Source organism: Enterobacter sp. 50588862, from assembly GCF_001462935.1.
Taxonomy (GTDB): Bacteria; Pseudomonadota; Gammaproteobacteria; order Enterobacterales; family Enterobacteriaceae; genus Enterobacter; species Enterobacter bugandensis.
The window spans coordinates 1-26,764 of record NZ_LNHM01000026.1 but is presented as its reverse complement, the minus strand read 5'-3'; the positions used below and the strand labels follow the sequence as shown (position 1 = coordinate 26,764).

Here is a 26,764-nt window from a genome sequence, read left to right as displayed (position 1 = left end):
AGCCGTTGTCCATCGTCATCCGGTCCGGCAGGCCGTAGCGTTCAAACACGCTGACCAGCTGCTGCTGCACGGTCTCGCGCCGTTCATCGGTACAGTGCGCCAGGCACAGGGAAAAACGGGAGTGGTCATCCAGCAGGGTGAGCGGATGGCAGCGGCCACCGCCAAAGGGAAAGTGGCCCTTAAAATCCATCTGCCAGAGGCGATTCGGCGCGTCGTGTTCGAACCGTCCCGTAGCCGGAACGCCCGGTGATGCGCCCGGCAGCAGACCGTGACGGGCCATCAGATTATGGACGGTGCTGAAGGCGGGCATACGGTGCCCCTGGTCTTCGAGCCAGCGCTTAATCTTGCGTGCGCCCCAGCGTTCATGGCGCTCATGGGCCATGCGCAGCAGGGCGGTGATGTCGTCAGATGAGCGGTTCGGGGAATGATGAGGTGCGCGGGAGCGGTCCCGAAGACCGGAGGCACCTTCCTCAGCCCAGCGCTGAAGCCACTTGTAGCCGGTGGCAGGAGAAATGCCGAACTGACGGCAGAGGAAACGGATGTTCGCCCCGTCCTGCGAGGCGAACAGCACAAACTCGGTACGTAATGACATGGTATCTCTCGCATCCCAGGGCATAAGCGACTCCATAAACGGGTTCTTATGCCTCAGTTGTAAGTGTCTACCATGTCCCCGAACAAGTGTTCACTATGTCCCCGGACCGTACACCCTCAAGGGAGAGGGGGCCGTCTGTGCAAGCAATATTTGGTGGGGATCCCTCAGCCCAAAGGAAGAGGGAGTATAAGTCGCCCAAAATTTAACCTTGAAATGGTCAACCCATTACCGCTATCCTTATCTCCGTTAAATTTCTCGCTCTGGAGCGCCCCCCAAAAATGAACAAACACGACTGATGAATTTCGATCCTTGCTAAACGCCACCGCGTAGGCAGGGGATGTTTTGATTTCATTCAGGAGTGCTTATGGCTCATTTTGCGCAGTCCCCTTCTTTTATTTTGCATCAGGTCACCTGTCAGTTTGCGACGGGCGATACCCTTTTTGGTCCGCTGAGTTTTTCTCTGGAGCCGTCTCTGTGCGCTCTGGTTGGCCGTAACGGCAGCGGGAAAACGCGTCTGCTGCGTCTGCTGGCGGGGCTTGATGAGCCTGCAAGCGGGCATATTGAACGTACCGGAACACATGTCTATGTGGCTCAGCAGCAGGACATTTTGCCGCACACGACGCTGGCTGAGCTGCTCGGGTACGAGGCCATCTTCGCGGCGCGAGCGCGTATCGACAGCGGCGATTACCAGCCTGACGATCTGGAAATGCTTGATGGATTCTGGGATTTAGCTGAACGTCTTGGCGAGGCGTTTGCCCGGGCGAAACTTCCGCCGTTTGATCCAGATAAGCCAGCCGGTGAGCTCAGCGGCGGCGAGCGTATTCGCGCGCTGCTGTGCGGGGCATTTACGGCTGAAGCGGATTTCCTGCTGCTGGACGAACCGACTAACCATCTGGATCGACAAGGACGGGCGTGGTTCTACGACCAGCTTGCCCGTTATCAGGGCGGCGTGCTCGTCGCCTCCCATGACCGTGAACTGCTGGCGCAGGTGCCGCGTATTCTTGAGCTAAGCAGCGGTGGGCTGCGCAGCTACGGTGGGAATTATGCGGATTATCAAACCCAGCGCGATGCCGAACAGCAGGCGGCCCGCGCGGCGCTGGAACATGCGGCCACGGAGCGCAAACGCACCCGCGCACGTATGCAAAAAGAGCATGACGACAGCCAGCGGCGCTCGGCAAAAACATTACGCACCGTCGATACCCTGAATATCGCGTCGTTTGAACGCGTCAAATACAAAGGCGCGGCAAAGGAACGTATCGGCGCCTGGAAAAAACAGCACAGCGAGCATAATGAAGCCCTGAATGCCGCGGTAAACAAGGCGCGTGAGCGGGTTGAAGAAGATAACCCGGTGATGTTTACCCTGCCGGGGAGTCAGATCCCGGAAGGTAAACAGGTGCTGGTGCTGGAAGATCTGGTGCTGCCGCATGTGCCTGTTCCTCCGCTTAGCTGGCGGATGGACGGGCCAATGCGCGTGGCGCTAAAAGGTCCGAACGGCTGCGGGAAATCGACGCTGTTGAAAGCCATCCTCGGCGACATTAGTCCACGTTCAGGAACCTGCAAGGTGTCGGTCAGCTGTGCTTATCTCGATCAGCATCTTTCCCGGCTCGATCTGTCGCAGTCGGTCATGACGCACCTCAACCTGGGCAATACGCCCCTGGAAGAGGGTATGTTACGCACCCGTTTAGCCCAGCTTCAGCTGGGGGCCGACAAAGTCTCGCTCCCGCTGGCGGAACTGAGCGGCGGTGAGCGTCTGAAGGCTGCGCTGGCCTGCGTGCTTTGGCGCGGGGAGGCCACGCAGCTCCTGTTGCTGGATGAACCGACCAACCATCTGGATCTGGCTTCAGTGCAGGCTATTGAAGCGGCGCTGGCTGGTTTCCCCGGCGCGCTGCTGGTGGTGTCACACGATGATGCGTTTTTAAAAGGATTAACGCTGACGCACGAGATGGTGTGGGAAGAGACGGGCTGGCGTTTCGAGAGCCTTTAAACACAAGCCCCCGCAGAGGCGGGGGCGTTCAAACTTTACTACGCTATCTGTTTGCTGAGTGCAGGGTTGGCCTGAATCAGGCGCATCAGCTTTAACTCGGTTGGGGTGGGTTTCTCTCGTTTTGACTCCCACTCCAGCACCATAGCCACGCTGACACCCATCGCTCTGGCGAATTCTTCAGTTTTCAGTCCTGTCCCTTTGCGCAATTGCTCATATTCTGTAAAGGGATTGGATTTTTGTTGCAGGGTAATGGCCTGCGGTACATCTTTAAAAACGATCTGTTCCAGACTGCTCAGCAGCTCAAACTCAGGATCTTTATATTCCATTGAGAACTCCTCTTAAATCTCACATCGTGATCAAGAACATCAGAGAGCCAATTAAGAATAGTCCCTAATACAAACCAAGGATCGTCACGGCTGTGATTAATCGTGCGGTAACGATCGCTTTACGCGATTCAGCTATCTGGATAATTATGCTAATTCCCTGATTAACCATATGTCGGCTTCGCCAGGTATTTTTTTGTAAATAGTAAGAAATAAATCGGCAATAGTCGTTTTACATGAAAAGAGTATCTTGCAAGGCTGACCTGGACTATCCTTGTCAGCGTCGGGCACGCGTGTGCCGGTGTGCGCTTTTTTGGGTGAAAGGAGTAATAAAATGGCGACAGGAAAGTCCTGCTCTCGCTGGTTTGCGCCTATTGCGGCGTTGTTGATGGTTGTTAGCCTGAGTGGGTGTTTTGATAAAGAAGGCGATCAGCGCAAAGCGTTTATCGATTTTCTGCAGAATACAGTGATGCGCAGCGGCGAGCGGTTGCCGACGCTGACTGCGGATCAGAAAAAACAGTTTGGCCCCTTTGTGTCCGATTACGCCATTCTTTATGGGTATTCACAGCAGGTGAGCCAGGCGATGGACTCCGGTATCCGCCCGGTAGTGGATAGCGTGAACGCCATCCGTGTTCCCCAGGATTATATGACTCAGCGCGAGCCGCTGCGCCAGTCCAACGGTGCGCTCGGCGTGCTGAGCCAGCAGCTGCAAAATGCGAAAATGCAGGCTGACGCGTCACGTTCTGCGCTGAAGCAGGGCGAGGATCTCAAACCGGTCTTCGATAAAGTGTATGAGAAAGTAGTGACGAAACCGTCTGAAGCGATACAACCGCTGATTCCGGCCGCGCAGGTCTTCACTCAGCAGCTGGTTCAGGTCGGGGATTTCATCTCGCAGCAGGGGACACAGGTGAGCTTTGTTGCCAACGGCATTCAGTTCCCAACCTCGCAGCAGGCAAGTCAGTACAATACGCTGATTGGGCCGCTGGCCGCCCAGCACCAGGCCTTTAGCCAGGCGTGGAGCGCAGCAGTCGCTGCCACAGAATAAACCGAAAAACCCCGCCTCAGGCGGGGTTTTTTTCGGCATTCAGAAAATAACGCTTGTCATTCCTCTACCACATCGGTATAACTGTTCTCGTCGGTTTGTTACACAGACCTAAAGCAGTTTAGTAAAGCAGTCCAGATTGTTATCCATAGATACCCTTCGTAGTGACCCTTCCTTCATCGCTTAAAAATCTGTAACGCAATCCATCAAGCCGGAAGGCACAATATATTTGTTAATAAGGTAATTTCTATGTCTGCTAAAATGACTGGTCTGGTTAAATGGTTCAACGCTGATAAAGGTTTCGGCTTCATCACTCCTGACGATGGCTCTAAAGACGTGTTCGTACACTTCTCTGCTATCCAGAACGATGGCTACAAATCTCTGGACGAAGGTCAGAAAGTTTCCTTCACCATCGAAAGCGGCGCTAAAGGCCCAGCAGCTGGTAACGTTGTAAGCCTGTAAGCTTCCAACCCAGTAGCACAAAATTCAAAAACCCGCCTTCTGGCGGGTTTTTTCGTTTCTACTGTTGGATCTGCGGGTTAACGCAGTTCCTGTCTACTTTTCCAGCAAGCGCGGCTATCAGGTTATCTACTGCCGTCGCCGCCATATTGTAGCGCGTCTCGTGGGTAGCAGAGCCGATGTGTGGCAGGGCGACGACGTTTGGCATGCTCAGCAGTGGGGAATCCACCGGAAGCGGCTCCTGCTCAAACACGTCCAGACCCGCGGCGTGGATCTCGCCGCTTTGCAGCGCTTCAATCAGCGCCTGCTCATCCACCACCGGACCGCGACCCGCGTTGATGAAGATGGCGGACTTCTTCATTTTTTCAAACGCGGATTTGCCAATCAGATGGCGCGTTTCATCCGTCAGCGGCAGGATCAGGCAAACAAAATCGGCTTCCTGCAGCAGCGTATCCAGCTCGCAGTAACGCGCGTTGAAGCGTTCTTCTGCTTCGCTGTGATGACGGCGCGCGTTATACAGAATCGGCATGTTGAAGCCGAAATGCGCGCGCTGCGCCAGCGCCAGCCCGATACGCCCCATACCCACGATGCCCAGCGTTTTGCCATGCACATCCACGCCGAACCAGTCCGGCCCAATGCTTTTAGTCCATTCGCCGGCTTTCACACGCTCGGCCACTTCCACCACGCGACGGGCCGTGCTGAGCACCAGCGCCATCAGCGTATCTGCCACGGTTTCCGTCAGGGCATACGGCGTGTGCATCAGCAGGATTTTACGGGCGTTCAGGGCATCCACGTCGAAATTGTCATAACCCACGGAAACGGTTGAGGTAGCACGAAGCTTCGGCATTTTCTCCAGCAGGGCGACATCCACTTTTTCGCTTGAACCCAGCAGGCCTTCGGCGCTGGCGAACGCATCGGCGTGCTGCACCACGGTCTCCGGGCTCAGGTTCTTCACCTGCGTAACGGTGAAGTGTTCTTCCAGGCGTTTCTGCAGATCTTCCGGCAGAGCTTTATACAAAATGACGGACGGCTTCATGCTAATCTCCGTTGATTTTTAAGGATTCAGGCGTGGCGTGCGCCGACGAGGTGCTGTTGATTATTAGCAGGCTTAACAATCAAAGTAAGCCACACGGAGGCGAAAAGCGCTACCCCCATAAAGATGTACGACGCGGATGGGCTGCCGGTCACACCGTTCAGATAGCCGACGAACCAGGATCCGCAGAACGACCCCAGCGCGCCCATACTGTTAATCAATGCCATTGCACCGCCCGCGACGTTACGCGGCAGCATTTCCGGGATGATGGCAAAAAACGGACCGTACGGGGCGTACATGGCGGCACCGGCAATCACCAGCAGGGTATAAGAGGCCCAGAAGTGATTCGCGCCCACCGCCCACGAGCCGATGAAGGCGAAAGCGGCAATCAGCAGCAGCGGCCAGACAAACAGCTTGCGGTTTTGCAGCTTGTCCGACGCCCAGGAGACAACGATCATCGCGATGGTCGCCGCGAGATACGGTACGGAAGAGAGCCAGCCCACTTCCACCATGCCAAGGTTCTCGCCGCCGCTGCGGATAATCGACGGCAGCCACAGCACAAAGCCGTACACGCCGATACTCCAGGTAAAGTACTGCGCGCAGAGCAGGATAACGTTGCGGGAGCGGAACGCTTCGCCGTAGTTGCGTACCGCCTTCAGCCCCTGCTGCTCTTTATCCAGTTGCGCCTGCAGCGCCGCTTTTTCATCTTCGGAAAGCCACTTCGCCTGGGCAGGCTTATCTTTTACCAGCACCCACCAGCAGAATGCCCAGATAATTGCGGGTACCCCTTCGATGATAAACATCTCGCGCCAGCCGAAGGACTGGATCAGGTAGCCGGAGACGACCGACATCCACAGTACGGTGACCGGGTTACCGAGGATCAGGAAGGTATTCGCGCGTGAACGTTCAGATTTGGTAAACCAGTTGCTTATGTAAATCAGCATCGCCGGCATGACCGCTGCCTCAACGACGCCGAGAATAAAGCGAATGGCGGCCAGGGCAGGAATATTGTTCACCACGCCGGTCAGTGACGCGCAGGCGCCCCAAAGGATCAGACAGATGAAGATCAGCTTACGCACGCTGCGGCGTTCCGCGTAAATCGCGCCGGGGATCTGGAAGAAGAAGTAGCCCAGGAAGAAAAGGGCACCCAGCAGGGATGAAATACCTTTGGTGATGCCGAGGTCTTCGGTGATCCCCGCTGCGGATGCGAAACTGAAGTTGGCACGATCGAGGTACGCCAGGCTGTACGTGATAAACACGATTGGCATGATGTACCACCAGCGTTTTACTGCATTGGTCGAACTGTTCATAGGCTTGCCTCTGTTGTTGAGGTTGTTACCGCCGTTGTCTGTAGGGTACACGGTGGCTTAATTATTTGGTGTGGCATGCTGCCCTCACCCTGGCCCTCTCCCTCGCGGGAGAGGGAATTTAAACGCCGAGCTCTGCTCGCGTTGGCAATCCTTCGCTGTCGCCCTGCACCTGAATCGCCAGCGAGCCAATCTTATTGCCCCGCGCGACGGCCTGCTGCAGCGGTTTGCCTTCCAGCAGGGCGCTAATGACGCCTACGGCAAAGCCATCGCCCGCGCCGACGGTGTCGACAACGTTCTCAACCTTCACCGCCGCGACCGCGCCCTGTTCGCCGTCTGCCGTTTTGAACCATGCACCATCGGCACCGGTCTTCAGCACCACCGCTTTTACCCCTTGAGTCAGATAGAAATCAGCAATGCCTTCCGGCGTATTTTCACCCGTCAGAATCATCCCCTCTTTCAGGCCCGGCAGAACCCAGTCCGCCTGGAACGCAAGGCGGTTCAGCTTCTCGACCATTTCCGCTTCGCTTTTCCACAGCACCGGGCGCAAATTCGGATCGAAAGAGATCGTTTTGCCCAGCGACTTCATGGTGGTTGCCGCATGGTCCAGCAGTTCATAGGAACTGTCAGAGAGCGCCGCCGCCACGCCGCTCAGGTGCAGATGGCGGGCGGAGGCAAAATAGCCGGCGTGGTAATCTTCCGTTGAGAGATGGCTTGCCGCCGAACCTTTGCGGAAATACTCCACAATGGGATCGGTTCCATTTTCGACCTTCGATTTAAGTTGAAAGCCGGTAGGAAAGCGTCCGTCCAGGGTGACGCCTGCGGCGTCAATATTCTCTTTTTTCAGCGAGTCGAGAACGAAATGGCCAAAGCTGTCATCCCCCACGCGGCTGACCCAGCCGACGTTCAGACCGAGACGCGCCAGGCCGGTCGCGACGTTCAGCTCTGCGCCCGCTACGCGTTTGATAAAGTGCTCTACCGCGCTCAGTTCGCCCGTTTCGGTCGCGACAAACATCGCCATAGCCTCGCCGATCGTGATGGCATCCAGCGTTTTGTGCATGATTTACTCCTCGCGCAGCAGGTTGACGTAATGACGGGTAACGGCGGTTAAATCCGCCCCTTCCAGCGGGAACTCAATACCGCGCGGAGCATCTGCAGGCAGCTGGCCGAGCAGATCCAGCCAGCGCGCGTCTGCGCGGTCCGGCGCCACGGCGCGGAAGTTATCTTTATGCGGAACGGCGGCTTTAACGTGGATATAGCTCACCGCAGGGGCGAGGTGATGTGCGGCCTCTTCGGGGGAGTCGCCGACCCACAGCCAGTTGCCCATGTCGAAGGTCAGCGTGACGGGCAACGCCATTTCCCGACAGGCGGCCTGGAAGCGCCGCATGGGCGCGAGCTGCCCGCAGTCGGTCTGATCGTTCTCCACAACAAGCGCCATACCGCTGGCATTCAGCAGGGCGCGCAGGGCGTCGAGAGACTGTGTGTCGCTGAAATGGCCCAGGGAAACCTTCAGCCACAGGACGTTAAGGGTGTTGGCCTCAGAGAGATAGCGGGGCAGGTCCGGGTTAAGGGTGCCGTCGGCCATAAACAGGGCGGCGGGCGCGGAGTAGCACGCCAGCAGACCCATTAGCTCGATGGATTCGCTCAGTGCAGGCAGCGCCAGCAGCTCTTCGCTGTTAAACAGTTCGCGGCGGATCTCCACGCCGTCTGCCCCTGCGCCTGCAATAACGGGGAGCATCGCCCGCTGACCGCCTGCCTGTCGCACCTGTTCCGCGCCATACGCGGCGGTGACCACCATGATTTTCCTGCCCATCTTCGGACTCCATCGCAACATATCAATACTATTACGCTAGATGGAACCGGTTCCAAAGAAAAGATCAGGATGTCGAATTTATGATCGCTATCACAAGGGGGAATTAACGGGCGGTGGAGCCGCGAACGATCAGCTCGCCGGAGAAGACCTGCTCGCGTACGGCATCGCGGGTGCCTTCAATACGACGAATCACTTGTTCTACAGCGGCATAGCCAATCTGCCAGGTGGGTTGTTTAAGGGTCGTAATACCTACGCCAGCCAGCTCCGCCCACTCCAGCTCATCAAAGCCCAGCAGACCGATATCGCTGCCCCAGTGCAGGCCAATGCGCTTGAGCGAGCGAGCGACCTGAAGCGTCAGCGCCCCGTTGGCGGAAATAACGGCTTTGCGCATCCCGCGATGGCGGGTATGGAACTGGCGCAGGGTGTTGTCGATCTGGTCGGCTTCGTGAAGCGGCGTTTCGGCATTTTCGGCGATCGCACCGGGATAACGCGCAAGCGTGGCGCGAAATGCCGCCAGGCGGTCGCGTCGGGTATTTACCATGCCCAGCGGTTCGCTCAGAAAAAGAATCGCTTCGAAGCCCTGTTCGATCAGGTGCTCGGTCGCGGTTGTGGCTGCCTGGGTGTTATCCAGCCCGACGACATCGCAGGCGAATTCCGGGATTTTACGGTCGATGAGGACCATTGGCAGGGAGGACTGCTGCAGGCGGTTCAGGCCCTCTTCACGCATGCCTACTGCGTTAACCACTATCCCTTCCACCTGGTAGCTGCGCAGCAGATCGAGGTAGTGCAGCTCCTGGTCGACTTCGTTGTTGGTATTACAGACCAGCGGCGTGAAGCCCTTCTCGCGGCAGGCGGCCTCGATACCGCTGAGGACGTTGACGGAGTAGGGGTTGGTGATATCGGCGATAATAAGGCCGATCAAGCGGGTGCGACCGCGTTTGAGCCCGCGCGCCATCAGGCTGGGACGATAGTCGAGATCGGCAATGGCCTGTTCAATACGCGCCAGCAATGCGTCGGACAGCAGGTGTTTCTCGCCGTTAAGGTAGCGCGAAATGCTGGTTTTACCGGTTTTGGCGGCTTTCGCCACGTCGCTGATGGTGGCCCGGGCTGGTTTGCTCATCGCTGATTTCCCTGAATTTAGTGAGAATACCTTAGCGGGAAAATCTGGCGAATCAAGCATTTTGCCGGGTGGCGGTGCGCTTACCGGAGGTTGCGGTCTGATGCCCTCACCCCAACCCTCTCCCACGGGAGAGGGCGCAGACACTAAAAACGGCAACGGGGTTGCCGTTTTGCTTTTACCTACTGCACAGGACTCAACGTAATCTCTACGCGACGGTTTTGCGCTTTACCTTCCGCCGTGCTGTTGCTGGCGATAGGGTTGGCAGGGCCCATGCCGCTGGTGCGGATGCGGTTTGCTTCAACGCCCTGGGTTATCAGGGAGCTGGCCACGGAATCGGCACGTTGCTGAGACAGACGCATGTTCAGATCCTGGCTGCCGGTGCTGTCGGTGTAGCCAATCACGTTCACGGCGGTCTTGTTGTACTCTTTCAGCACCATCGCCACGCCGGTCAGGGTGTTCGCGCCCGCGGGTTTCAGCGTGGCGCTGCTGCTGTCAAAGGTCACATTGTTCGGCATGTTCAGGATGATATTATCGCCGCTGCGGGTGACGCTCACGCCGGTTCCCTTCATTTTGTCGCGCAGTTTCGCTTCCTGCACGTCCATGTAATAACCGACGCCGCCGCCCAGCGCCGCGCCTGCCGCTGCGCCAATCAGCGCACCTTTTCCGCGGTCTTTCTTGGAGGAGGAGAGCGCCCCAACGCCTGCGCCGACCAGCGAGCCGATACCTGCGCCGATGCCGGATTTACCCGCTTCGCGCTCACCGGTGTAAGGGTTGGTTGTGCAGCCAGAAACAGCCAGTGCACCGCTCACCAGAGCGGCAATAACGAGTACGCGTTTTTTCATCTTCTTTCCTTAATCCTTTTTATTCTTTGCCATGGCGAGCGTGGCAGTTGATTATGACGTCCAGATACGGAGAAAATTCCGGGTATAACTCTGAAATTTGTGACAAACCATAAACGGCCTCAACGAGAAGGCCGTAAACCTGCACGCAACCAGGAGCGCACGCTTGAGCACCTCAACAAAAACCATTCTGACCGCCGCCCACTGGGGGCCGATGCTGGTCGAAACCGATGGCGAAAATGTTCTGTCGTCCCGTGGGGCACTGCCAACACAACATCCCAATTCGTTACAGACCGTCGTACGCGATCAGGTGCACAGCAAAACGCGCGTGCGCTGGCCGATGGTGCGCAAAGGTTTTCTGGCCTCGCCGGATAAGCCGCAGGGGATCCGTGGTCAGGATGAGTTTGTTCGCGTGAGCTGGGACGATGCGCTGGCGCTGATCCATACGCAGCATAAGCGCATTCGCGACAGCTATGGCCCATCGTCCATTTTTGCCGGCTCTTATGGCTGGCGCTCGAACGGCGTGCTGCATAAGGCCTCGACCCTGCTGCAGCGCTACATGAGCCTGGCCGGGGGCTATACCGGTCATCTGGGAGACTATTCGACCGGCGCGGCGCAGGCGATCATGCCGTACGTCGTGGGAGGAAACGAAGTGTACCAGCAGCAGACCAGCTGGCCGCTGGTGCTGCAGCACACCGACGTGGTGGTGCTGTGGAGCGCCAACCCGCTGAACACGCTGAAAATTGCCTGGAATGCCAGCGACGAGCAGGGGATGGGGTATTTCGACGCGCTGCGCAAAAGCGGCAAACGCATCATCTGCATTGATCCGATGCGTTCTGAAACCATGGACTTCTTCGGCGACAGCGCCGAGTGGATTGCTCCGCATATGGGCACCGACGTGGCGATGATGCTGGGTATCGCCCATACGCTGGTGGAGAACGGCTGGCACGACCGCGATTTCCTCGCCCGGTGCACCTCCGGCTTCGACAAATTCGCCGACTACCTGACGGGCCAATCTGATGGGGTAGTGAAAACGGCAGAGTGGGCCGCGGAAATTTGTGGCGTTCCAGCCGCTAAAATCCGCGAACTGGCGGCACTGTTCCATAAAAATACCACGATGTTAATGTCCGGCTGGGGGATGCAGCGCCAGCAGTTCGGCGAGCAGAAACACTGGATGCTGGTGACCCTTGCCGCGATGCTTGGGCAGATCGGTACGCCGGGCGGCGGTTTTGGTCTTTCTTATCACTTTGCGAACGGCGGTAACCCAACGCGTAAAGCGGCGGTGCTGGCGTCCCTGCAAGGCTCGGTGCAGGGCGGCGTGGATGCCGTGGATAAAATCCCGGTGGCACGAATCGTTGAAGCCCTGGAAAACCCGGGCGGTTTTTATCAGCATAACGGTCTGGACCGCCACTTCCCGGACATTAAGTTTGTCTGGTGGGCGGGCGGGGCAAACTTCACGCACCATCAGGATACCAATCGCCTGATCCGCGCCTGGCAAAAGCCGGAGCTGGTGGTGATTTCCGAGTGCTTCTGGACCGCCTCGGCCAAACATGCCGATATCGTGCTGCCGGCGACCACGTCGTTTGAGCGTAACGATCTCACCATGACCGGCGATTACAGCAACCAGCATATGGTGCCGATGAAGCGCGTGGTGGCCCCGCGTGATGAAGCGCGTGATGATTTTGACGTGTTTGCTGAACTGAGCGAGCTCTGGGAAGCGGGCGGTCGCGAACGCTTTACCGAAGGGAAAAATGACCTGCAGTGGCTGGAGAGTTTCTACCAGATCGCCGGACAGCGCGGTGCGGCGCAGGGCGTGACGCTTCCGCCATTTGCTGAATTCTGGGAGGCGAACCAGATTCTCGAAATGCCGGAAAGCGAACAGAACGCCCGATTTGTCCGTTTCGCCGATTTCCGTCGCGACCCGGAAAACCATCCGCTGAAAACCGAGAGCGGCAAGATTGTGATCTACAGCGAGCGCATCGCCAGCTTTGGATATGTCGATTGTCCGCCACACCCTTCGTGGCTGGAGCCGGACGAGTGGCACGGCAACGCTCAGCCGGAGCAGCTGCAGGTGCTGTCTGCCCATCCGGCGCATCGTCTGCACAGTCAGCTTAACTACACCTCTCTGCGCGAGCAGTATGCGGTCGCCGGGCGGGAGCCAATTACGCTGAATACTTTAGACGCCAAAGCGCGTGGGATTGCGGACGGTGACGTGGTGCGCGTCTGGAACCAGCGTGGACAGGTGCTGGCAGGGGCGGTGGTCAGCGACGGGATTAAGCCAGGCGTGATCTGTATTCATCAGGGAGCCTGGCCCGACCTTGAGCCCACCGAAGGTGGGATCTGTAAAAACGGGGCGGTTAACGTGCTGACCAAAGATCTCCCCAGCTCGAAGCTGGGGAATGGTTGCGCAGGGAACACGGCGCTGGCCTGGGTCGAGAAATATGAAGGGCCCGAGCTTACCTTAACGGCGTTTGATCCGCCTGCCAGCTCATGATCCACGTCGGGTGCTGGGTATCATCCTGCCAGGCGCTGTCTTCAATGCGAAAGCCCTGAGCATGATAGAAATTCACCGCCCGGATGTTTTTCTGATACACCTCCAGGGTTAAGTGCGGGAAGCGCTGTTGAACATGGTTCAGCAGCGCGCGCCCGATGCCTTTTCCGATATACGCTGGCGTAACGAACAGCGCCCCCACAAACTGCGACTGTATGACGCTGATAAAACCGCGCGGCGTGCCGTTCTCCTCCCAGACCCAGGTTTCGGCGGCGGGAAGGTATTCATCCCGCACCAGCGCTTCGTTCGCTTTCCAGTAGGCGGCGTCGATAAACGGATGCGCCTCGGTGGTGCTCTCAAGCCACAGTCTCAGGAGCTGAGCGGTATTCTCACTGTGCCATTTGCGGATCATGGTTGCCCTCCGGGTGGCAGATGCAGCCCGTAATATGGTCATTGACCAGCCCGCAGGCTTGCATAAAGGAGTAACAGATGGTGGTGCCCACAAACTTGAAGCCGCGTTTTTTCAGCGCTTTCGACAGGGCATCCGAGGCAGGGGTCGAGGTTGGGATCTCTGCAAGCGTGGCGGCCCGCGTCACCTTCGGCTCGTTATCCACAAACGACCAGACAAATGCTGAGAAGGGTTCGCCGTTTTGCTCCATCGCCAGATAAGCCCGCGCGTTACCGATAATGGCCTGAATTTTACCGCGATGGCGGATGATACCGGGATTCAGAACCAGCCTTTCCACGTCGTCGTCGGTCATGGCGGCCACCGCAGCCGGATTGAACCGGTGGAAGGCATTGCGGTAGTTCTCACGCTTTTTCAGAACGGTGATCCACGACAGACCGGCCTGCTGGCCTTCAAGGCAAATCATTTCAAACAGTTTTTCACCGTCGGTTTCCGGTACGCCCCATTCCTTGTCGTGATAATCGATATAAAGCTGATCCTGGCTTACCCAACCGCAACGTTGCATAGGTCATCTCCCTTCCTGATACGATAAACGCAAAAATTTCAATCTGCCCGGCTTGACGAGTCTGCTAAAGAGACAATAGTTAATACAGGGCTATATGCCCCAATACCTCTTCGAACAATGACATATATCGCCGAACTCGGCTCTTTCTGGAGTCGCTTTGATGATGATAAAAAAAATCAGTGGTCGCCATGCTGCTTCTGGCCTGGTGGGCGTTTCAGCCTGCCTGCTTATATGTAACACCGCTTTTGCGTGGCAACAGGAATATATCGTTTCAGATGCACAAAGTAATACGACAGAACGCTATACATGGGACGCCGATCACCAACCTCGTTATGAAGATATTCTCGCGGAGCGTATTAACCATTCGCAGAATGCTGCGGGCTTTGCGCTGAACGACCCATCCGGGTCGGATGCGGAAACCGTTCTGAGCGTTGGCTGGAATTTTCCCGTGGCGGGGCATATCACAACCGGGCCGGTCATGGCGTGGCGCACAGAGGGCACTCCACCCTCAACGGTAAATACGTTTAGTGATACAACCACCGCGCAGTCGCTTACCGAACCCCTCTGGCATGCCAGCGTGAACTCGCTGGGGTGGCGTGTTGATACCCAGTACGGCGATTTACACCCCTGGGCGAAGATCAGCTACAACCAGCAGTCGGAAGAAGAATATTTGTATACCCTGGGCTTAAGCGCCAAATTTTAGGGTTGTTACTTTTTTAAACGCTGCGGTAACATATTTAATACAATAACGGCGAGGGTTGTGGTGATAGTGGTCACTCACCTTTCAACGTTTTCTTCTCCGGCAAGGTCGTTCATTCCCGCTTCCAGGCATTTCATTCCGTTTCTCCTGCATTTCATGCCGTTTTACCCCTGGCGTTTTGGGGTTTTGTTTATCGTGTCCTCAGCGAATTTCCTTAATTTCTCTTGCAGGATACTGCCATGAACACCTCAACCTATAACCGCACGCGTTGGCTGACGCTCTTCGGCACCATCATTACCCAGTTCGCACTGGGTTCGGTTTATACCTGGAGTCTGTTTAACAGCGCCTTGTCTGATAAGCTCGGCGCGCCGATAAGCCAGGTTGCATTCTCCTTCGGCTTGCTGAGTCTTGGATTAGCGATTTCCTCTTCCGTGGCGGGCAAACTTCAGGAACGCTTCGGCGTGAAGCGCGTGACCATGGCCTCCGGCATTCTGCTGGGCCTGGGCTTTTTCCTGACGGCGCATTCCAGCAACCTGATGATGCTGTGGCTGAGCGCCGGCGTGCTGGTGGGGCTGGCGGACGGCGCAGGTTACCTGCTGACGCTGTCGAACTGCGTGAAGTGGTTCCCGGAGCGTAAAGGCTTAATCTCCGCGTTTGCTATCGGCTCCTATGGCCTGGGCAGCCTTGGCTTTAAATTTATCGACTCTCAACTGCTGGCGTCCGTTGGCCTCGAAAAAACGTTCATGATCTGGGGGGCTATTGTCCTGGTGATGATTCTGTTTGGCGCCACGCTGATGAAAGATGCCCCGCAGCAGGAAGTGAAAACCGTTAACGGCGTGGTGGAGAATGATTTCACCCTCGCGCAGTCCATGCGTAAACCGCAGTACTGGATGCTGGCGGTGATGTTCCTGACGGCCTGCATGAGCGGTCTGTATGTCATCGGTGTGGCGAAAGATATCGCGCAGGGGATGGTAAAACTGGATGCCGCGACGGCGGCGAATGCGGTGACGGTCATCTCCATTGCTAACCTCTCGGGTCGTCTGGTGCTCGGTATCCTGTCTGACAAAATCGCCCGCATCCGCGTGATTACGCTGGGGCAGGTCATCTCTCTGGTAGGCATGGCGGCGCTGCTGTTTGCACCGCTGAACGAGGCGACTTTCTTTGCGGCGATTGCCTGCGTCGCCTTTAACTTCGGCGGCACCATTACCGTTTTCCCGTCGCTGGTAAGCGAGTTCTTCGGCCTCAACAATCTGGCGAAAAACTACGGCGTCATTTATCTCGGCTTCGGTATCGGCAGTATCTGCGGGTCGCTGATTGCCTCGCTGTTCGGTGGCTTCTACGTGACCTTCTGCGTGATATTTGCCTTGCTGATTATCTCGCTGGCGCTGTCCACAACGATTCGTCAGCCACAGCGCGAAGTGTATAAAGAAGCGCATGCATGATTCGATGAAAAGGGGCCTCAGGGCCTCTTTTTTTATCTCAACATCACTTCCGGACTTGTTATTTTGTAAAAAATTTCCTCGATCACACTCTCTGCTGCCACTTTTCTTTCCCGCTGTGGTCTACTTATCGCGCTTGTAGACGTTTCTGATAACGGTTTCGCTCGCATCTACTTACTCTGTCAGCTTTCTCACTGAGATTCGGCGGGTCTTTATACCCCTTCCCCCAGGGTTGTTTGCATGAAATATATTAGGTCTCTTACCCAGCAAAGATTGTGTCTGATGCTGGCTGTCTATATCGGTTTGTTTCTGAATGGCGCGGTACTGTTCAGACGTGTGGAAGGTTATTTCGAACACCTCAGCGTAAGAAATGGAATTTTTGCCGTCATTGAAGTGTTTGGCTCTATCCTGGCAACCTTCTTCCTGTTACGCCTGCTCTCGCTTTTTGGCCGACGTACATGGCAAATTCTGGCCTCGCTGGTGGTGATTATCTCTGCCGCCGCAAGCTATTACATGACCTTCATGAACGTGGTCATTGGCTACGGTATTGTCGCCTCGGTGATGACCACGGACATCGACCTCTCGAAAGAGGTGGTGGGTCAAGGGTTCATCATATGGACGATTTTGACCTGCCTGATCCCGCTCTTCTTTATCTGGAGTAATACCTGCCGTTATACCCTGTTACGCCAGCTGCGTACCCGGGGACAGCGCATCCGCAACGTCGCCGTCGTTCTGCTGGCGGGCCTGCTGGTGTGGGCACCGATTCGCCTGATGGAAAAACAGCAAAAACGGATCGAAAAAGCGACGGGCGTGGATATGCCGAGCTATGGCGGCGTGGTGGCTAACTCGTATCTGCCGTCCAACTGGCTGTCCGCGTTAGGTCTTTACGCCTGGGCACAGGCGGACGAATCCAGCGATGTAAAATCGCTGATTAACCCGACCAAAAAGTTCACCTACCAGGCGCCGGCTGACGGGCTGGATGATACTTACGTAGTCTTTGTCATCGGTGAAACGACGCGCTGGGATCATATGGGTATCCTCGGTTATGACCGCGATACCACGCCGAAACTGGCGCAGGAGAAGAATCTGGTGGCTTACCGCGGCTATTCCTGCGATACCGCCACGAAGCTCTCGTTGCGCTGTATGTTTGTGCGTGAAGGCGGGGCGAGCGATAACCCGCAGCGTACCCTCAAAGAGCAAAACGTCTTTGCCGTGCTGAAGCAGCTTGGATTTAGCTCCGATCTGTTCGCCATGCAAAGTGAGATGTGGTTCTACACCAACACGCTGGCAGATAACATCGCGTATCGTGAGCAGATTGGTGCCGAGCCTCGCAACCGCGGGAAAAACGTGGACGACATGCTGCTGCTTGAGGAGATGTCCCAGTCTCTGAAGAATCACCCGCAGGGCAAACATCTCGTCATTCTGCATACCAAAGGGTCGCATTACAGTTATTACCAGCGTTACACGCGCGATTTCGCGAAATGGCAGCCTGAGTGCGTAGGCATTAATAAAGACTGCAGCAAGCAGGAGCTGATCAACGCCTACGATAACTCCATTCTGTATGTGGATACCTTCCTGAGCCGCGTGATTGACCAGCTGCGTGATAAAAAAGCGATTGTTATCTACGCCGCAGACCACGGTGAGTCCATTAATGAGAAAGAGCACCTGCACGGTACGCCGCGCAAGCTGGCACCGCCGGAGCAGTTCCGCGTGCCGATGATCATGTGGATGTCGGATAAGTATCTTGAAAATCCGGAGAAAGCGAAGATGTTTGCTCAGCTTAAGAAAGAGGCGGAAATGAAGGTGCCGCGTCGTCACGTTGAGCTGTACGATACCATTATGGGTTGCCTCGGCTATACCTCACCGAATGGTGGGATTAACGAAAACAACAACTGGTGTAAACTCCCTGATAACACCGCAAAAGCCGCGCAGTAGCTGCTCTGGCGAGAATATCGCCAGTTGAATGGCTTTTTGAAAATAAGGGATTGACGGGGGCGCACCTCAGCAGTAAGATGCGCTCCGCATTCGGCGAGTAGCGCAGCTTGGTAGCGCAACTGGTTTGGGACCAGTGGGTCGGAGGTTCGAATCCTCTCTCGCCGACCACATTCTGAAAAGGGCTAACCGCAAGGTTAGCCCTTTTTGCATTAACGGCTTACTCATCCTGATTCAGTAAAATGCCCCTTATCCCCGCTTCTTCCTGCCTGTTAATGATTTTGTGACATAATCCATTGTATTTTTTTATATATAGATTGATCTTTTTTCGCGTTGCTTATGGATAACCTCAGCATTTTTCGCTGTGCGTTTTAACGTTCGCGGTATTTAGTGCTCAGATAATCACCATTCTGCAAGAAAATTTACCCATTCTGAATAAAAGTTAATCACTGATTGTTGCGAAATATGAAGATATTTGTGCTGCAAGTTGGCGAGTAGCATAAATTTCCCTGCTGAAAACTGGCGTTCAGGGTTTTTTTAATCTTTGTTTGCGGTTTCTCACACTCGGCGCAAATCCCCGTCACCTGTATTGACGTTTTCACATTCTGTTGACAGATTGTAGGGCATGAGGGGCATTTCAGGGACGATCTGCGCTGCAACTCAAACGCTCTTCTGAAAGGATTCTCCATCCCTTTAACGCCTTCGGGCACCTCCGACCGGACCGGGTAAAAAATAAATAAAGGTCTGGCGGCGTAACACAACAAAGCAAAACATCACATTGGAGCAGAATAATGAGTATTTCCTTGAAGAAGTCAGGGATGCTGAAGCTTGGTCTGAGCCTGGTGGCTATGACCGTGGCAGCAAGCGTACAGGCAAAAACCCTGGTTTACTGTTCTGAAGGCTCGCCGGAAGGCTTTAACCCACAGCTCTTTACCTCTGGTACGACTTACGACGCAAGCTCTGTACCGATCTATAACCGTCTGGTTGAATTCAAAACCGGCACCACGGAAGTGATTCCGGGTCTGGCCGAGAAGTGGGACATCAGCGAAGACGGCAAAACCTATACCTTCCACCTGCGCCAGGGCGTGAAGTGGCAGGACAGCAAAGAATTCAAACCAACGCGCGACTTTAACGCCGACGACGTTGTGTTCTCCTTCGACCGTCAGAAAAACGCCCAGAACCCGTACCACAAAGTGTCTGGCGGCAGCTACGAATACTTCGAAGGGATGGGTCTGCCTGACCTGATCGCCGAAGTGAAAAAAGTAGACGATAAAACCGTTCAGTTCGTGCTGACCCGTCCTGAAGCGCCATTCCTGGCTGACCTGGCCATGGACTTCGCCTCTATTCTCTCTAAAGAGTATGCGGACAATATGCTGAAAGCCGGCACGCCGGAAAAAGTGGACCTGAACCCAATCGGTACCGGCCCGTTCCAGCTGCTGCAGTACCAGAAAGACTCCCGTATTCTGTATAAAGCCTTCCCGGGCTACTGGGGCACCAAGCCGCAGATCGACCGTCTGGTCTTCTCCATCACGCCTGATGCATCCGTGCGTTACGCTAAACTGCAGAAAAACGAATGCCAGGTGATGCCGTACCCGAATCCGGCAGATATCGCGCGCATGAAGCAGGACAAAAACATCAACCTGATGGAGCAGGCGGGCCTGAACGTGGGCTATCTCTCCTTCAATACCGAGAAGAAACCGTTTGATGACGTGAAAGTACGTCAGGCGCTGACCTACGCGGTGAACAAAGAAGCGATCATCAAGGCCGTTTACCAGGGCGCGGGCGTTGCTGCCAAGAACCTGATCCCACCAACCATGTGGGGCTATAACGACGACGTTAAGGACTACAGTTACGATCCTGAGAAAGCGAAAGCGCTGCTGAAAGAAGCGGGCCAGGATAAAGGCTTTACCGTCGAGCTGTGGGCGATGCCGGTACAGCGTCCGTACAACCCGAACGCACGCCGTATGGCGGAAATGGTTCAGGCTGACTGGGCGAAAATTGGCGTTCAGGCCAAGATTGTGACCTACGAGTGGGGCGAGTATCTGAAGCGCGCCAAAGCGGGTGAGCACCAGGCGGTAATGATGGGCTGGACCGGTGACAACGGGGATCCGGACAACTTCTTCGCCACCCTGTTCAGCTGTGCGGCAGCGAAAGACGGCTCTAACTACTCTCGCTGGTGCTACAAGCCGTTTGAAGACCTGATCCAGCCGGCGCGTGCGACAGACGATCACAACAAACGTATTGAACTCTACAAGCAGGCTCAGGTTGTTATGCACGATCAGGCTCCGGCGCTGATTGTTGCTCACTCCACCGTGTATGAGCCAGTGCGTAAAGAAGTGAAGGGCTACGTGGTTGATCCACTGGGCAAACACCACTTCGAAAACGTATCGGTTGAATAATTAAAAGCAACGCCAGGCGGCGCTGCGCTTGCACTGGCCTACGGTATGTAGGCCGGGTAAGCGTAGCGCCACCCGGCAGCAGTGCTTTATTGCCTCTCTGAAAGGGGAGGGAATAAGATTTGTGAGCAATACAGACGTCACGCCACTGGCCGTGCGTCATCAGAGAGAATCCGGGTTATGTTGCAGTTCATCCTCCGACGTCTGGGACTTGTTATCCCGACGTTTATCGGTATCACCCTTCTCACTTTTGCCTTCGTCCATATGATCCCCGGCGACCCGGTAATGATTATGGCGGGCGAGCGTGGTATTTCCCCTGAACGTCATGCGCAGCTGCTGGCTGAACTCGGCCTCGATAAGCCGATGTGGCAGCAGTACCTCCATTATATCTGGGGCGTGATGCACGGTGACTTAGGGATTTCGTTAAAAAGCCGTCTTCCGGTGTGGGACGAGTTCGTGCCGCGTTTTAAAGCGACGCTGGAGCTTGGCATCTGCGCCATGATTTTCGCCACTGCGGTGGGTATTCCTGTTGGGGTACTGGCTGCCGTTAAGCGTGGCTCTATTTTCGACCATACCGCCGTGGGGCTGGCGCTGACCGGTTACTCCATGCCTATCTTCTGGTGGGGCATGATGCTGATCATGCTGGTCTCGGTGCAATTGAACCTGACGCCGGTCTCCGGACGCGTCAGCGATATGGTCTTCCTTGATGATACCAATCCGTTAACCGGCTTTATGCTGATCGACACGGCCATCTGGGGCGAGGAGGGCAACTTCATTGATGCCGTTGCGCACATGATCCTGCCTGCCATGGTGCTGGGCACCATTCCTCTGGCGGTGATCGTGCGTATGACCCGTTCCTCCATGCTGGAAGTGCTGGGTGAAGATTACATCCGTACCGCGCGCGCCAAAGGTTTAACCCGCATGCGCGTCATCATCGTCCACGCGCTGCGTAACGCCATGCTGCCGGTGGTGACCGTTATCGGCCTCCAGGTGGGTACGCTGCTGGCGGGGGCGATCCTGACGGAAACCATCTTCTCCTGGCCGGGCCTCGGACGCTGGCTGATTGATGCGCTGCAACGCCGTGACTATCCGGTGGTGCAGGGTGGGGTGCTGCTGGTCGCGACGATGATTATCCTCGTCAACCTGCTGGTCGATTTGCTGTACGGCGTGGTGAACCCGCGTATTCGTCATAAGAAGTAAGGGGCCATCATGTCACAGGTTTCTGAAAACAAAGCTGTTGCTGCACCGGTTCCAATGACGCCGCTGCAGGAGTTCTGGCACTACTTCAAGCGCAATAAAGGCGCGGTAGTCGGGCTGGTGTATGTCGCTATCATGATCCTGATTGCGGTGTTTGCGAACTTTCTGGCGCCATATAACCCGGCGGATCAGTTCCGCGATGCGTTGCTGGCACCTCCTGCCTGGCAGGACGGCGGTAGTCTGGCGCACCTGCTGGGTACCGATGATGTGGGCCGCGATGTGCTGTCGCGTCTGATGTACGGCGCGCGTTTGTCGCTGCTGGTTGGCTGCCTGGTGGTGGTGCTCTCCCTGATTATGGGGATCATCCTCGGCCTGGTTGCCGGTTACTTCGGCGGCATCGTTGATAACATCATTATGCGTATCGTCGACATCATGCTGGCGCTGCCAAGCCTGCTGCTGGCTCTGGTGCTGGTGGCGATCTTCGGCCCGTCGATCGGTAACGCCGCCCTGGCGCTGACCTTCGTGGCGCTTCCTCACTACGTGCGATTAACACGCGCGGCGGTGCTGGTGGAAGTGAACCGCGACTACGTGACCGCCTCTCGCGTGGCGGGTGCCGGTGCGATGCGCCAGATGTTCGTTAATATCTTCCCTAACTGCCTTGCGCCGCTGATCGTTCAGGCGTCGCTCGGTTTCTCTAACGCCATTCTTGATATGGCCGCTCTTGGCTTCCTGGGCATGGGTGCGCAGCCGCCAACACCGGAGTGGGGCACTATGCTCTCCGACGTGTTGCAGTTCGCACAAAGCGCCTGGTGGGTTGTCACCTTCCCGGGTCTGGCAATCCTGCTGACGGTGCTGGCATTTAACCTGATGGGTGATGGCCTGCGTGATGCGCTTGATCCCAAACTGAAGCAGTAAGAGGCACGAGATGGCGTTATTAAATGTAGATAAATTATCGGTGCACTTCGGCGACGAAGGCACCCCGTTTCGCGCCGTGGACCGCATCAGCTACAGCGTCAATCAGGGCGAAGTGGTTGGTATCGTCGGGGAGTCCGGTTCCGGTAAGTCGGTGAGTTCACTGGCAATCATGGGGCTGATTGATTACCCGGGCCGCGTGATGGCGGAAAACCTGCAGTTCAACGGTCAGGACCTGAAGCGCATTTCTGAGAAACAGCGCCGCCAGCTGGTGGGCGCCGAAGTGGCGATGATCTTCCAGGACCCGATGACCAGCCTGAACCCGTGCTACACGGTCGGCTTCCAGATTATGGAAGCGATTAAGGTGCACCAGGGTGGTAACAAGAAAACCCGTCGCCAGCGCGCGATCGACCTGCTGAACCAGGTGGGTATTCCTGACCCGGCATCGCGGCTGGACGTATACCCGCACCAGCTTTCCGGTGGGATGAGCCAGCGCGTGATGATCGCCATGGCGATTGCCTGTCGACCAAAGCTGCTGATTGCGGATGAACCGACAACGGCGCTGGATGTGACCATTCAGGCGCAAATCATCGAGCTGCTGCTGGAGTTGCAGCAGAAAGAGAACATGGCGCTGGTGCTGATTACGCACGATCTGGCGCTGGTGGCCGAAGCCGCACACAAGATCATCGTGATGTATGCCGGCCAGGTGGTTGAGACCGGGAATTCGCACGATATCTTCCGCGCGCCGCGTCATCCGTATACCCAGGCACTGCTGCGCGCGCTGCCGGAGTTTGCTCAGGACAAAGCGCGTCTGGCGTCGCTGCCGGGCGTGGTTCCGGGCAAATACGACCGTCCGCAGGGCTGTCTGCTTAATCCGCGCTGCCCGTATGCGACGGACAAATGCCGCGTTGAGGAGCCAGAGCTGAATCTGCTGGCCGACGGTCGACAGTCAAAATGCCACTACCCACTCGATGATGCCGGGAGGCCAACACTATGAGTACGCAACAGGCCACCACGCAACAACCGCTGTTGCAGGCCATCGACCTGAAAAAACACTACCCGGTGAAAAAGGGGATTTTTGCCCCTGAGCGCCTGGTGAAAGCGCTGGACGGCGTGTCATTTACCCTCGAACGCGGTAAAACGCTGGCGGTGGTGGGGGAGTCAGGCTGCGGGAAATCGACGCTGGGCCGTCTGCTGACGATGATTGAAGTCCCGACCGGCGGTGAGCTTTATTATCAGGGCCAGGATCTGCTCAAGCACGACCCGCAGGCGCAGAAGCTGCGCCGCCAGAAAATCCAGATTGTGTTCCAGAACCCGTACGGTTCTTTGAACCCGCGTAAAAAAGTGGGACAGATCCTGGAAGAGCCCCTGCTGATTAACAGCAATCTGAGCAAAGAGCAGCGCCGTGAAAAAGCGCTGGCGATGATGGCGAAGGTCGGCCTCAAAACCGAGCATTACGACCGCTACCCGCATATGTTCTCCGGCGGCCAGCGTCAGCGTATCGCTATCGCCCGCGGGCTGATGCTCGATCCGGACGTAGTGATTGCCGATGAGCCGGTTTCGGCGCTCGACGTGTCCGTGCGCGCGCAGGTGCTGAACCTGATGATGGATCTCCAACAGGATCTGGGGCTGTCTTATGTGTTCATCTCTCACGACCTGTCGGTGGTGGAGCATATTGCCGATGAAGTGATGGTGATGTATCTGGGGCGCTGCGTGGAGAAGGGGACCAAAGAGCAGATCTTTAGTAATCCTCGTCATCCGTACACCCAGGCGCTGTTGTCTGCGACGCCGCGTCTGAACCCGGACGATCGTCGCGAGCGCATTAAGCTGACGGGTGAACTGCCAAGTCCGCTGAATCCGCCGCCGGGGTGTGCCTTCAACGCGCGCTGCAGCCGCCGCTTTGGCCCGTGCACCCAGCTTCAGCCGCAGCTGAAGGATTATGGCGGTCAGCTGGTCGCCTGCTTTGCGGTCGATCAGGATGAAAATGGCGAGAAGCCGCACGCATAACGAAAAAAAAACCGGCGCTAAGCCGGTTTTTTATGTCTGCCTGACTATTTTCGCAGGCGAATCTGGTCGACGGCGTGCTTCTCGCTCTTGGTGAGGATCAGGCTCGCACGCTCGCGCGTCGGGAGGATGTTCTCTTTGAGGTTCACGTAGTTGATCTCATTCCACAGCCCCGTTGCTACCTTGATCGCTTCTTCTTCAGAAAGCTGAGCATAGTGGTGGAAATAGGAATCCGGATCGGTGAATGCCCCTTCGCGGAACTTCAGGAAACGGTTGATGTACCAGTTCTGCAGCAGGTCTTCCGGCGCATCAACATAGATAGAGAAATCGACGAAATCCGAAACGAACACATGATGCGGGTCATGAGGATAGTCCATGCCGCTTTGCAGCACGTTCAAACCTTCAAGGATCAGGATATCCGGCTGGACTACCGTTTTATCCCCATCCGGGATGCGGTCGTAAATCAGGTGTGAATAGACCGGCGCCGTGACGTGCGGCACGCCAGATTTCAGGTCAGAGACAAATTTTACCAGACGGTGCATATCATAAGAGAGCGGGAAGCCCTTCTTCTTCATCAACCCGCGTTCTTTTAATACTTCATTTGGATGCAGGAAGCCGTCGGTGGTGATCAACTCAACGCTGCGGTGTTCCGGCCAGCGGCTCAGCAGCGCCTGCAGCACGCGTGCGGTAGTGCTTTTACCCACGGCCACGCTGCCCGCAATACTAATGATATAAGGAATGCGCTGACCATTGGTTCCGAGGAACTGCTCCAGCACCGCCTGACGGCGCAGGTTGGAGCTGATATAGAAGTTAAGCAAGCGAGAGAGGGGGAGATAAATTTCTGCCACCTCTTCCAGGGACAGATCTTCGTTTATCCCTTTTAACCGTGCGATTTCACCTTCAGTCAGCGTCATAGGGACGGAATCACGCAGGGCAGCCCACTGGCTGCGGTTAAAGTGAAGATAAGGCGTCATTAACGTTTGCTCTTTTTTGCTCATAAGCATGCTTCAGTGAGCCAGCGCTATGCTGCCGGGACGTGGCTCATCACACAGTTAATTTTGGACAATGGGCAGGAGGTTAACACCAGATGGCGGGAATAATAAGAAAAAAGATGGAAAGCGCTGCGTTACGCGGAAGCCGTCACGCTACGGTGTATGCGATGTAAATCATGCCTGTATGTTGATTATTTGACCCGGAATGGCTACTTTTACATCGCTTAGCGCTGCGTTCGCATAAAATGTGAGCGAAAGAACGTTTTATGCAAATTTTTAGTTGCATGACCGCGCAGGTATCCATAGAATGCGCGCTACTTGATGCCGACTTAGCTCAGTAGGTAGAGCAACTGACTTGTAATCAGTAGGTCACCAGTTCGATTCCGGTAGTCGGCACCATCAAGTCCGGTGGGGTTCCCGAGCGGCCAAAGGGAGCAGACTGTAAATCTGCCGTCACAGACTTCGAAGGTTCGAATCCTTCCCCCACCACCACTTTCTGGCAGCGTAAATGCCGCCGGAGCTGGTTGGAAAAATTAGCCAGCTCAAACTGAAAAAGAGAGAAATCTCTTTTTTTGTTACAGAAAGAACTGGGTAGCCGAGTTTCAGGATGCGGGCATCGTATAATGGCTATTACCTCAGCCTTCCAAGCTGATGATGCGGGTTCGATTCCCGCTGCCCGCTCCAATACGTGCTGATATGGCTCAGTTGGTAGAGCGCACCCTTGGTAAGGGTGAGGTCCCCAGTTCGACTCTGGGTATCAGCACCACTTCACTTCTCCTTCCCGTTTCTCTCTGTTTCAATTTTACTGTATTCAACAATTCAGGCATTTCGCCTGGTTGATGTGGTGATATCACCGATTTATCCGTGTCTTAGAGGGACAATCGATGTCTAAAGAAAAGTTTGAACGTACAAAACCGCACGTTAACGTCGGTACTATCGGCCACGTTGACCATGGTAAAACAACGCTGACCGCTGCAATCACTACCGTTCTGGCAAAAACCTACGGTGGTTCTGCTCGTGCATTCGACCAGATCGATAACGCACCAGAAGAAAAAGCTCGTGGTATCACCATCAACACCTCTCACGTTGAATACGACACCCCGACTCGCCACTACGCACACGTAGACTGCCCAGGCCACGCCGACTATGTTAAAAACATGATCACCGGTGCTGCGCAGATGGACGGCGCGATCCTGGTTGTTGCTGCGACTGACGGCC

Annotated in this window: 24 protein-coding genes and 5 tRNA genes; 18 read left to right on the top strand and 11 right to left on the bottom strand. The window is 55.9% G+C overall.

Translation table 11 applies throughout. The features are described from left to right. Positions 1 to 616: helix-turn-helix domain-containing protein (locus APT89_RS12840; RefSeq protein ID WP_446717757.1), on the bottom strand; the 616-nt coding region annotated here is incomplete at its 3' end. Positions 617 to 956: 340 nt separating this feature from the next. Between APT89_RS12840 and APT89_RS12835 the strand changes: the two genes are divergently transcribed. Beyond that, on the top strand, positions 957 to 2,576 hold the full coding sequence (locus APT89_RS12835) for an ABC-F family ATP-binding cassette domain-containing protein (protein WP_041911610.1): 1,620 nt from the start codon (positions 957 to 959) through the stop codon (positions 2,574 to 2,576). 38 nt (positions 2,577 to 2,614) lie between these two features. Here APT89_RS12835 and APT89_RS12830 read toward each other — a convergent pair whose 3' ends face one another. After that, positions 2,615 to 2,902 (bottom strand): HTH-type transcriptional regulator, encoded by a 288-nt coding sequence (locus APT89_RS12830; protein WP_028015078.1) that lies wholly within the window; start codon positions 2,900 to 2,902, stop codon positions 2,615 to 2,617. A 331-nt stretch (positions 2,903 to 3,233) separates the two neighbouring features. Here APT89_RS12830 and APT89_RS12825 point away from each other — a divergent pair, with 331 nt between their 5' ends. Continuing rightward, on the top strand, positions 3,234 to 3,944 hold the full coding sequence (locus tag APT89_RS12825) for a DUF3053 domain-containing protein (RefSeq protein ID WP_041911609.1): 711 nt from the start codon (positions 3,234 to 3,236) through the stop codon (positions 3,942 to 3,944). A gap of 246 nt (positions 3,945 to 4,190) precedes the next feature. Continuing rightward, a complete protein-coding gene (gene cspE / locus APT89_RS12820) occupies positions 4,191 to 4,403 on the top strand; it encodes a transcription antiterminator/RNA stability regulator CspE (RefSeq protein WP_003860775.1) in 213 nt (70 codons plus the stop codon). A 58-nt stretch (positions 4,404 to 4,461) separates the two neighbouring features. Here the strand turns inward: cspE and ghrB are convergent, their stop codons facing one another. The 6 genes from ghrB to APT89_RS12790 form a co-directional block, all read right to left on the bottom strand. Then, positions 4,462 to 5,436 (bottom strand): glyoxylate/hydroxypyruvate reductase GhrB, encoded by a 975-nt coding sequence (gene ghrB, locus APT89_RS12815; RefSeq protein WP_045630284.1) that lies wholly within the window; start codon positions 5,434 to 5,436, stop codon positions 4,462 to 4,464. 26 nt (positions 5,437 to 5,462) lie between these two features. Then, positions 5,463 to 6,743, bottom strand: coding sequence for an MFS transporter (locus APT89_RS12810; RefSeq protein ID WP_028015081.1), 1,281 nt, complete (start codon positions 6,741 to 6,743; stop codon positions 5,463 to 5,465). 118 nt (positions 6,744 to 6,861) lie between these two features. Continuing rightward, on the bottom strand, positions 6,862 to 7,800 hold the full coding sequence (locus APT89_RS12805; protein WP_041911607.1) for a sugar kinase: 939 nt from the start codon (positions 7,798 to 7,800) through the stop codon (positions 6,862 to 6,864). Positions 7,801 to 7,803: 3 nt separating this feature from the next. Next, complete coding sequence (locus APT89_RS12800; RefSeq protein ID WP_045630285.1) at positions 7,804 to 8,553, bottom strand: sugar phosphate isomerase/epimerase family protein; 750 nt, start codon at positions 8,551 to 8,553, stop codon at positions 7,804 to 7,806. 103 nt (positions 8,554 to 8,656) lie between these two features. Further along, a complete protein-coding gene (locus APT89_RS12795; protein WP_028015084.1) occupies positions 8,657 to 9,673 on the bottom strand; it encodes a LacI family DNA-binding transcriptional regulator in 1,017 nt (338 codons plus the stop codon). A gap of 179 nt (positions 9,674 to 9,852) precedes the next feature. Then, positions 9,853 to 10,515, bottom strand: coding sequence for an OmpA family lipoprotein (locus APT89_RS12790; protein WP_041911604.1), 663 nt, complete (start codon positions 10,513 to 10,515; stop codon positions 9,853 to 9,855). Positions 10,516 to 10,726: 211 nt separating this feature from the next. On the opposite strand from APT89_RS12790, the gene APT89_RS12785 reads away from it, so the two are divergent. After that, positions 10,727 to 13,006, top strand: coding sequence for a molybdopterin guanine dinucleotide-containing S/N-oxide reductase (locus APT89_RS12785; RefSeq protein WP_060572559.1), 2,280 nt, complete (start codon positions 10,727 to 10,729; stop codon positions 13,004 to 13,006). Here APT89_RS12785 and APT89_RS12780 read toward each other — a convergent pair. Beyond that, on the bottom strand, positions 12,969 to 13,415 hold the full coding sequence (locus APT89_RS12780; protein WP_060572558.1) for an N-acetyltransferase: 447 nt from the start codon (positions 13,413 to 13,415) through the stop codon (positions 12,969 to 12,971). The two genes, APT89_RS12785 and APT89_RS12780, sit on opposite strands and share 38 nt — an antisense overlap. Then, positions 13,393 to 13,974: a DNA-3-methyladenine glycosylase I gene (gene tag / locus APT89_RS12775; protein WP_028015087.1), complete on the bottom strand. Its 582-nt coding sequence runs from the start codon at positions 13,972 to 13,974 to the stop codon at positions 13,393 to 13,395. The genes APT89_RS12780 and tag overlap by 23 nt, the downstream gene beginning before the upstream one ends. A 160-nt stretch (positions 13,975 to 14,134) precedes the next feature. On the opposite strand from tag, the gene APT89_RS12770 reads away from it, so the two are divergent. The 9 genes from APT89_RS12770 (at position 14,135) to dppF (ending at position 24,557) form a co-directional block, all read left to right on the top strand. Further along, positions 14,135 to 14,677, top strand: a complete 543-nt coding sequence (locus APT89_RS12770; protein WP_045260015.1) for a lipase — start codon at positions 14,135 to 14,137, stop codon at positions 14,675 to 14,677. 236 nt (positions 14,678 to 14,913) lie between these two features. Further along, positions 14,914 to 16,116, top strand: a complete 1,203-nt coding sequence (locus APT89_RS12765; RefSeq protein WP_041911599.1) for an L-lactate MFS transporter — start codon at positions 14,914 to 14,916, stop codon at positions 16,114 to 16,116. A 237-nt stretch (positions 16,117 to 16,353) separates the two neighbouring features. Next, a complete protein-coding gene (eptB, locus tag APT89_RS12760; protein WP_041911598.1) occupies positions 16,354 to 18,048 on the top strand; it encodes a kdo(2)-lipid A phosphoethanolamine 7''-transferase in 1,695 nt (564 codons plus the stop codon). A gap of 91 nt (positions 18,049 to 18,139) precedes the next feature. Next, a tRNA-Pro gene (locus tag APT89_RS12755) sits at positions 18,140 to 18,216 on the top strand. Between the two features lie 620 nt (positions 18,217 to 18,836). Further along, complete coding sequence (dppA, locus tag APT89_RS12750; RefSeq protein WP_028015091.1) at positions 18,837 to 20,444, top strand: dipeptide ABC transporter periplasmic-binding protein DppA; 1,608 nt, start codon at positions 18,837 to 18,839, stop codon at positions 20,442 to 20,444. Between the two features lie 177 nt (positions 20,445 to 20,621). Continuing rightward, the gene (dppB, locus tag APT89_RS12745; protein ID WP_028015092.1) at positions 20,622 to 21,641 is read left to right on the top strand and encodes a dipeptide ABC transporter permease DppB; all 1,020 of its coding nucleotides are present in this window, start codon (positions 20,622 to 20,624) and stop codon (positions 21,639 to 21,641) included. Between the two features lie 9 nt (positions 21,642 to 21,650). Next, entirely contained in the window at positions 21,651 to 22,553 is a 903-nt protein-coding gene (dppC, locus tag APT89_RS12740; protein ID WP_028015093.1) for a dipeptide ABC transporter permease DppC, read from the top strand. Between the two features lie 10 nt (positions 22,554 to 22,563). Further along, a complete protein-coding gene (dppD, locus tag APT89_RS12735) occupies positions 22,564 to 23,547 on the top strand; it encodes a dipeptide ABC transporter ATP-binding protein (RefSeq protein WP_041911597.1) in 984 nt (327 codons plus the stop codon). Then, on the top strand, positions 23,544 to 24,557 hold the full coding sequence (gene dppF, locus APT89_RS12730; RefSeq protein ID WP_028015094.1) for a dipeptide ABC transporter ATP-binding subunit DppF: 1,014 nt from the start codon (positions 23,544 to 23,546) through the stop codon (positions 24,555 to 24,557). The genes dppD and dppF overlap by 4 nt, the downstream gene beginning before the upstream one ends. A 44-nt stretch (positions 24,558 to 24,601) precedes the next feature. Here the strand turns inward: dppF and coaA are convergent, their stop codons facing one another. Continuing rightward, positions 24,602 to 25,552: a type I pantothenate kinase gene (gene coaA, locus APT89_RS12725; protein ID WP_045630289.1), complete on the bottom strand. Its 951-nt coding sequence runs from the start codon at positions 25,550 to 25,552 to the stop codon at positions 24,602 to 24,604. Between the two features lie 317 nt (positions 25,553 to 25,869). Between coaA and APT89_RS12720 the strand changes: the two genes are divergently transcribed. From APT89_RS12720 to APT89_RS12700, 5 genes are all read left to right on the top strand, one after another. Beyond that, positions 25,870 to 25,945: transfer RNA gene (locus APT89_RS12720), tRNA-Thr, on the top strand. Positions 25,946 to 25,953: 8 nt separating this feature from the next. Further along, a tRNA-Tyr gene (locus APT89_RS12715) sits at positions 25,954 to 26,038 on the top strand. Positions 26,039 to 26,155: 117 nt separating this feature from the next. Further along, positions 26,156 to 26,230, top strand: a tRNA-Gly gene (locus tag APT89_RS12710). Between the two features lie 6 nt (positions 26,231 to 26,236). Next, positions 26,237 to 26,312, top strand: a tRNA-Thr gene (locus tag APT89_RS12705). A gap of 118 nt (positions 26,313 to 26,430) precedes the next feature. Continuing rightward, a partial coding sequence (locus APT89_RS12700) for a GTP-binding protein (protein WP_227647127.1) occupies positions 26,431 to 26,764 on the top strand: 334 nt, incomplete at its 3' end.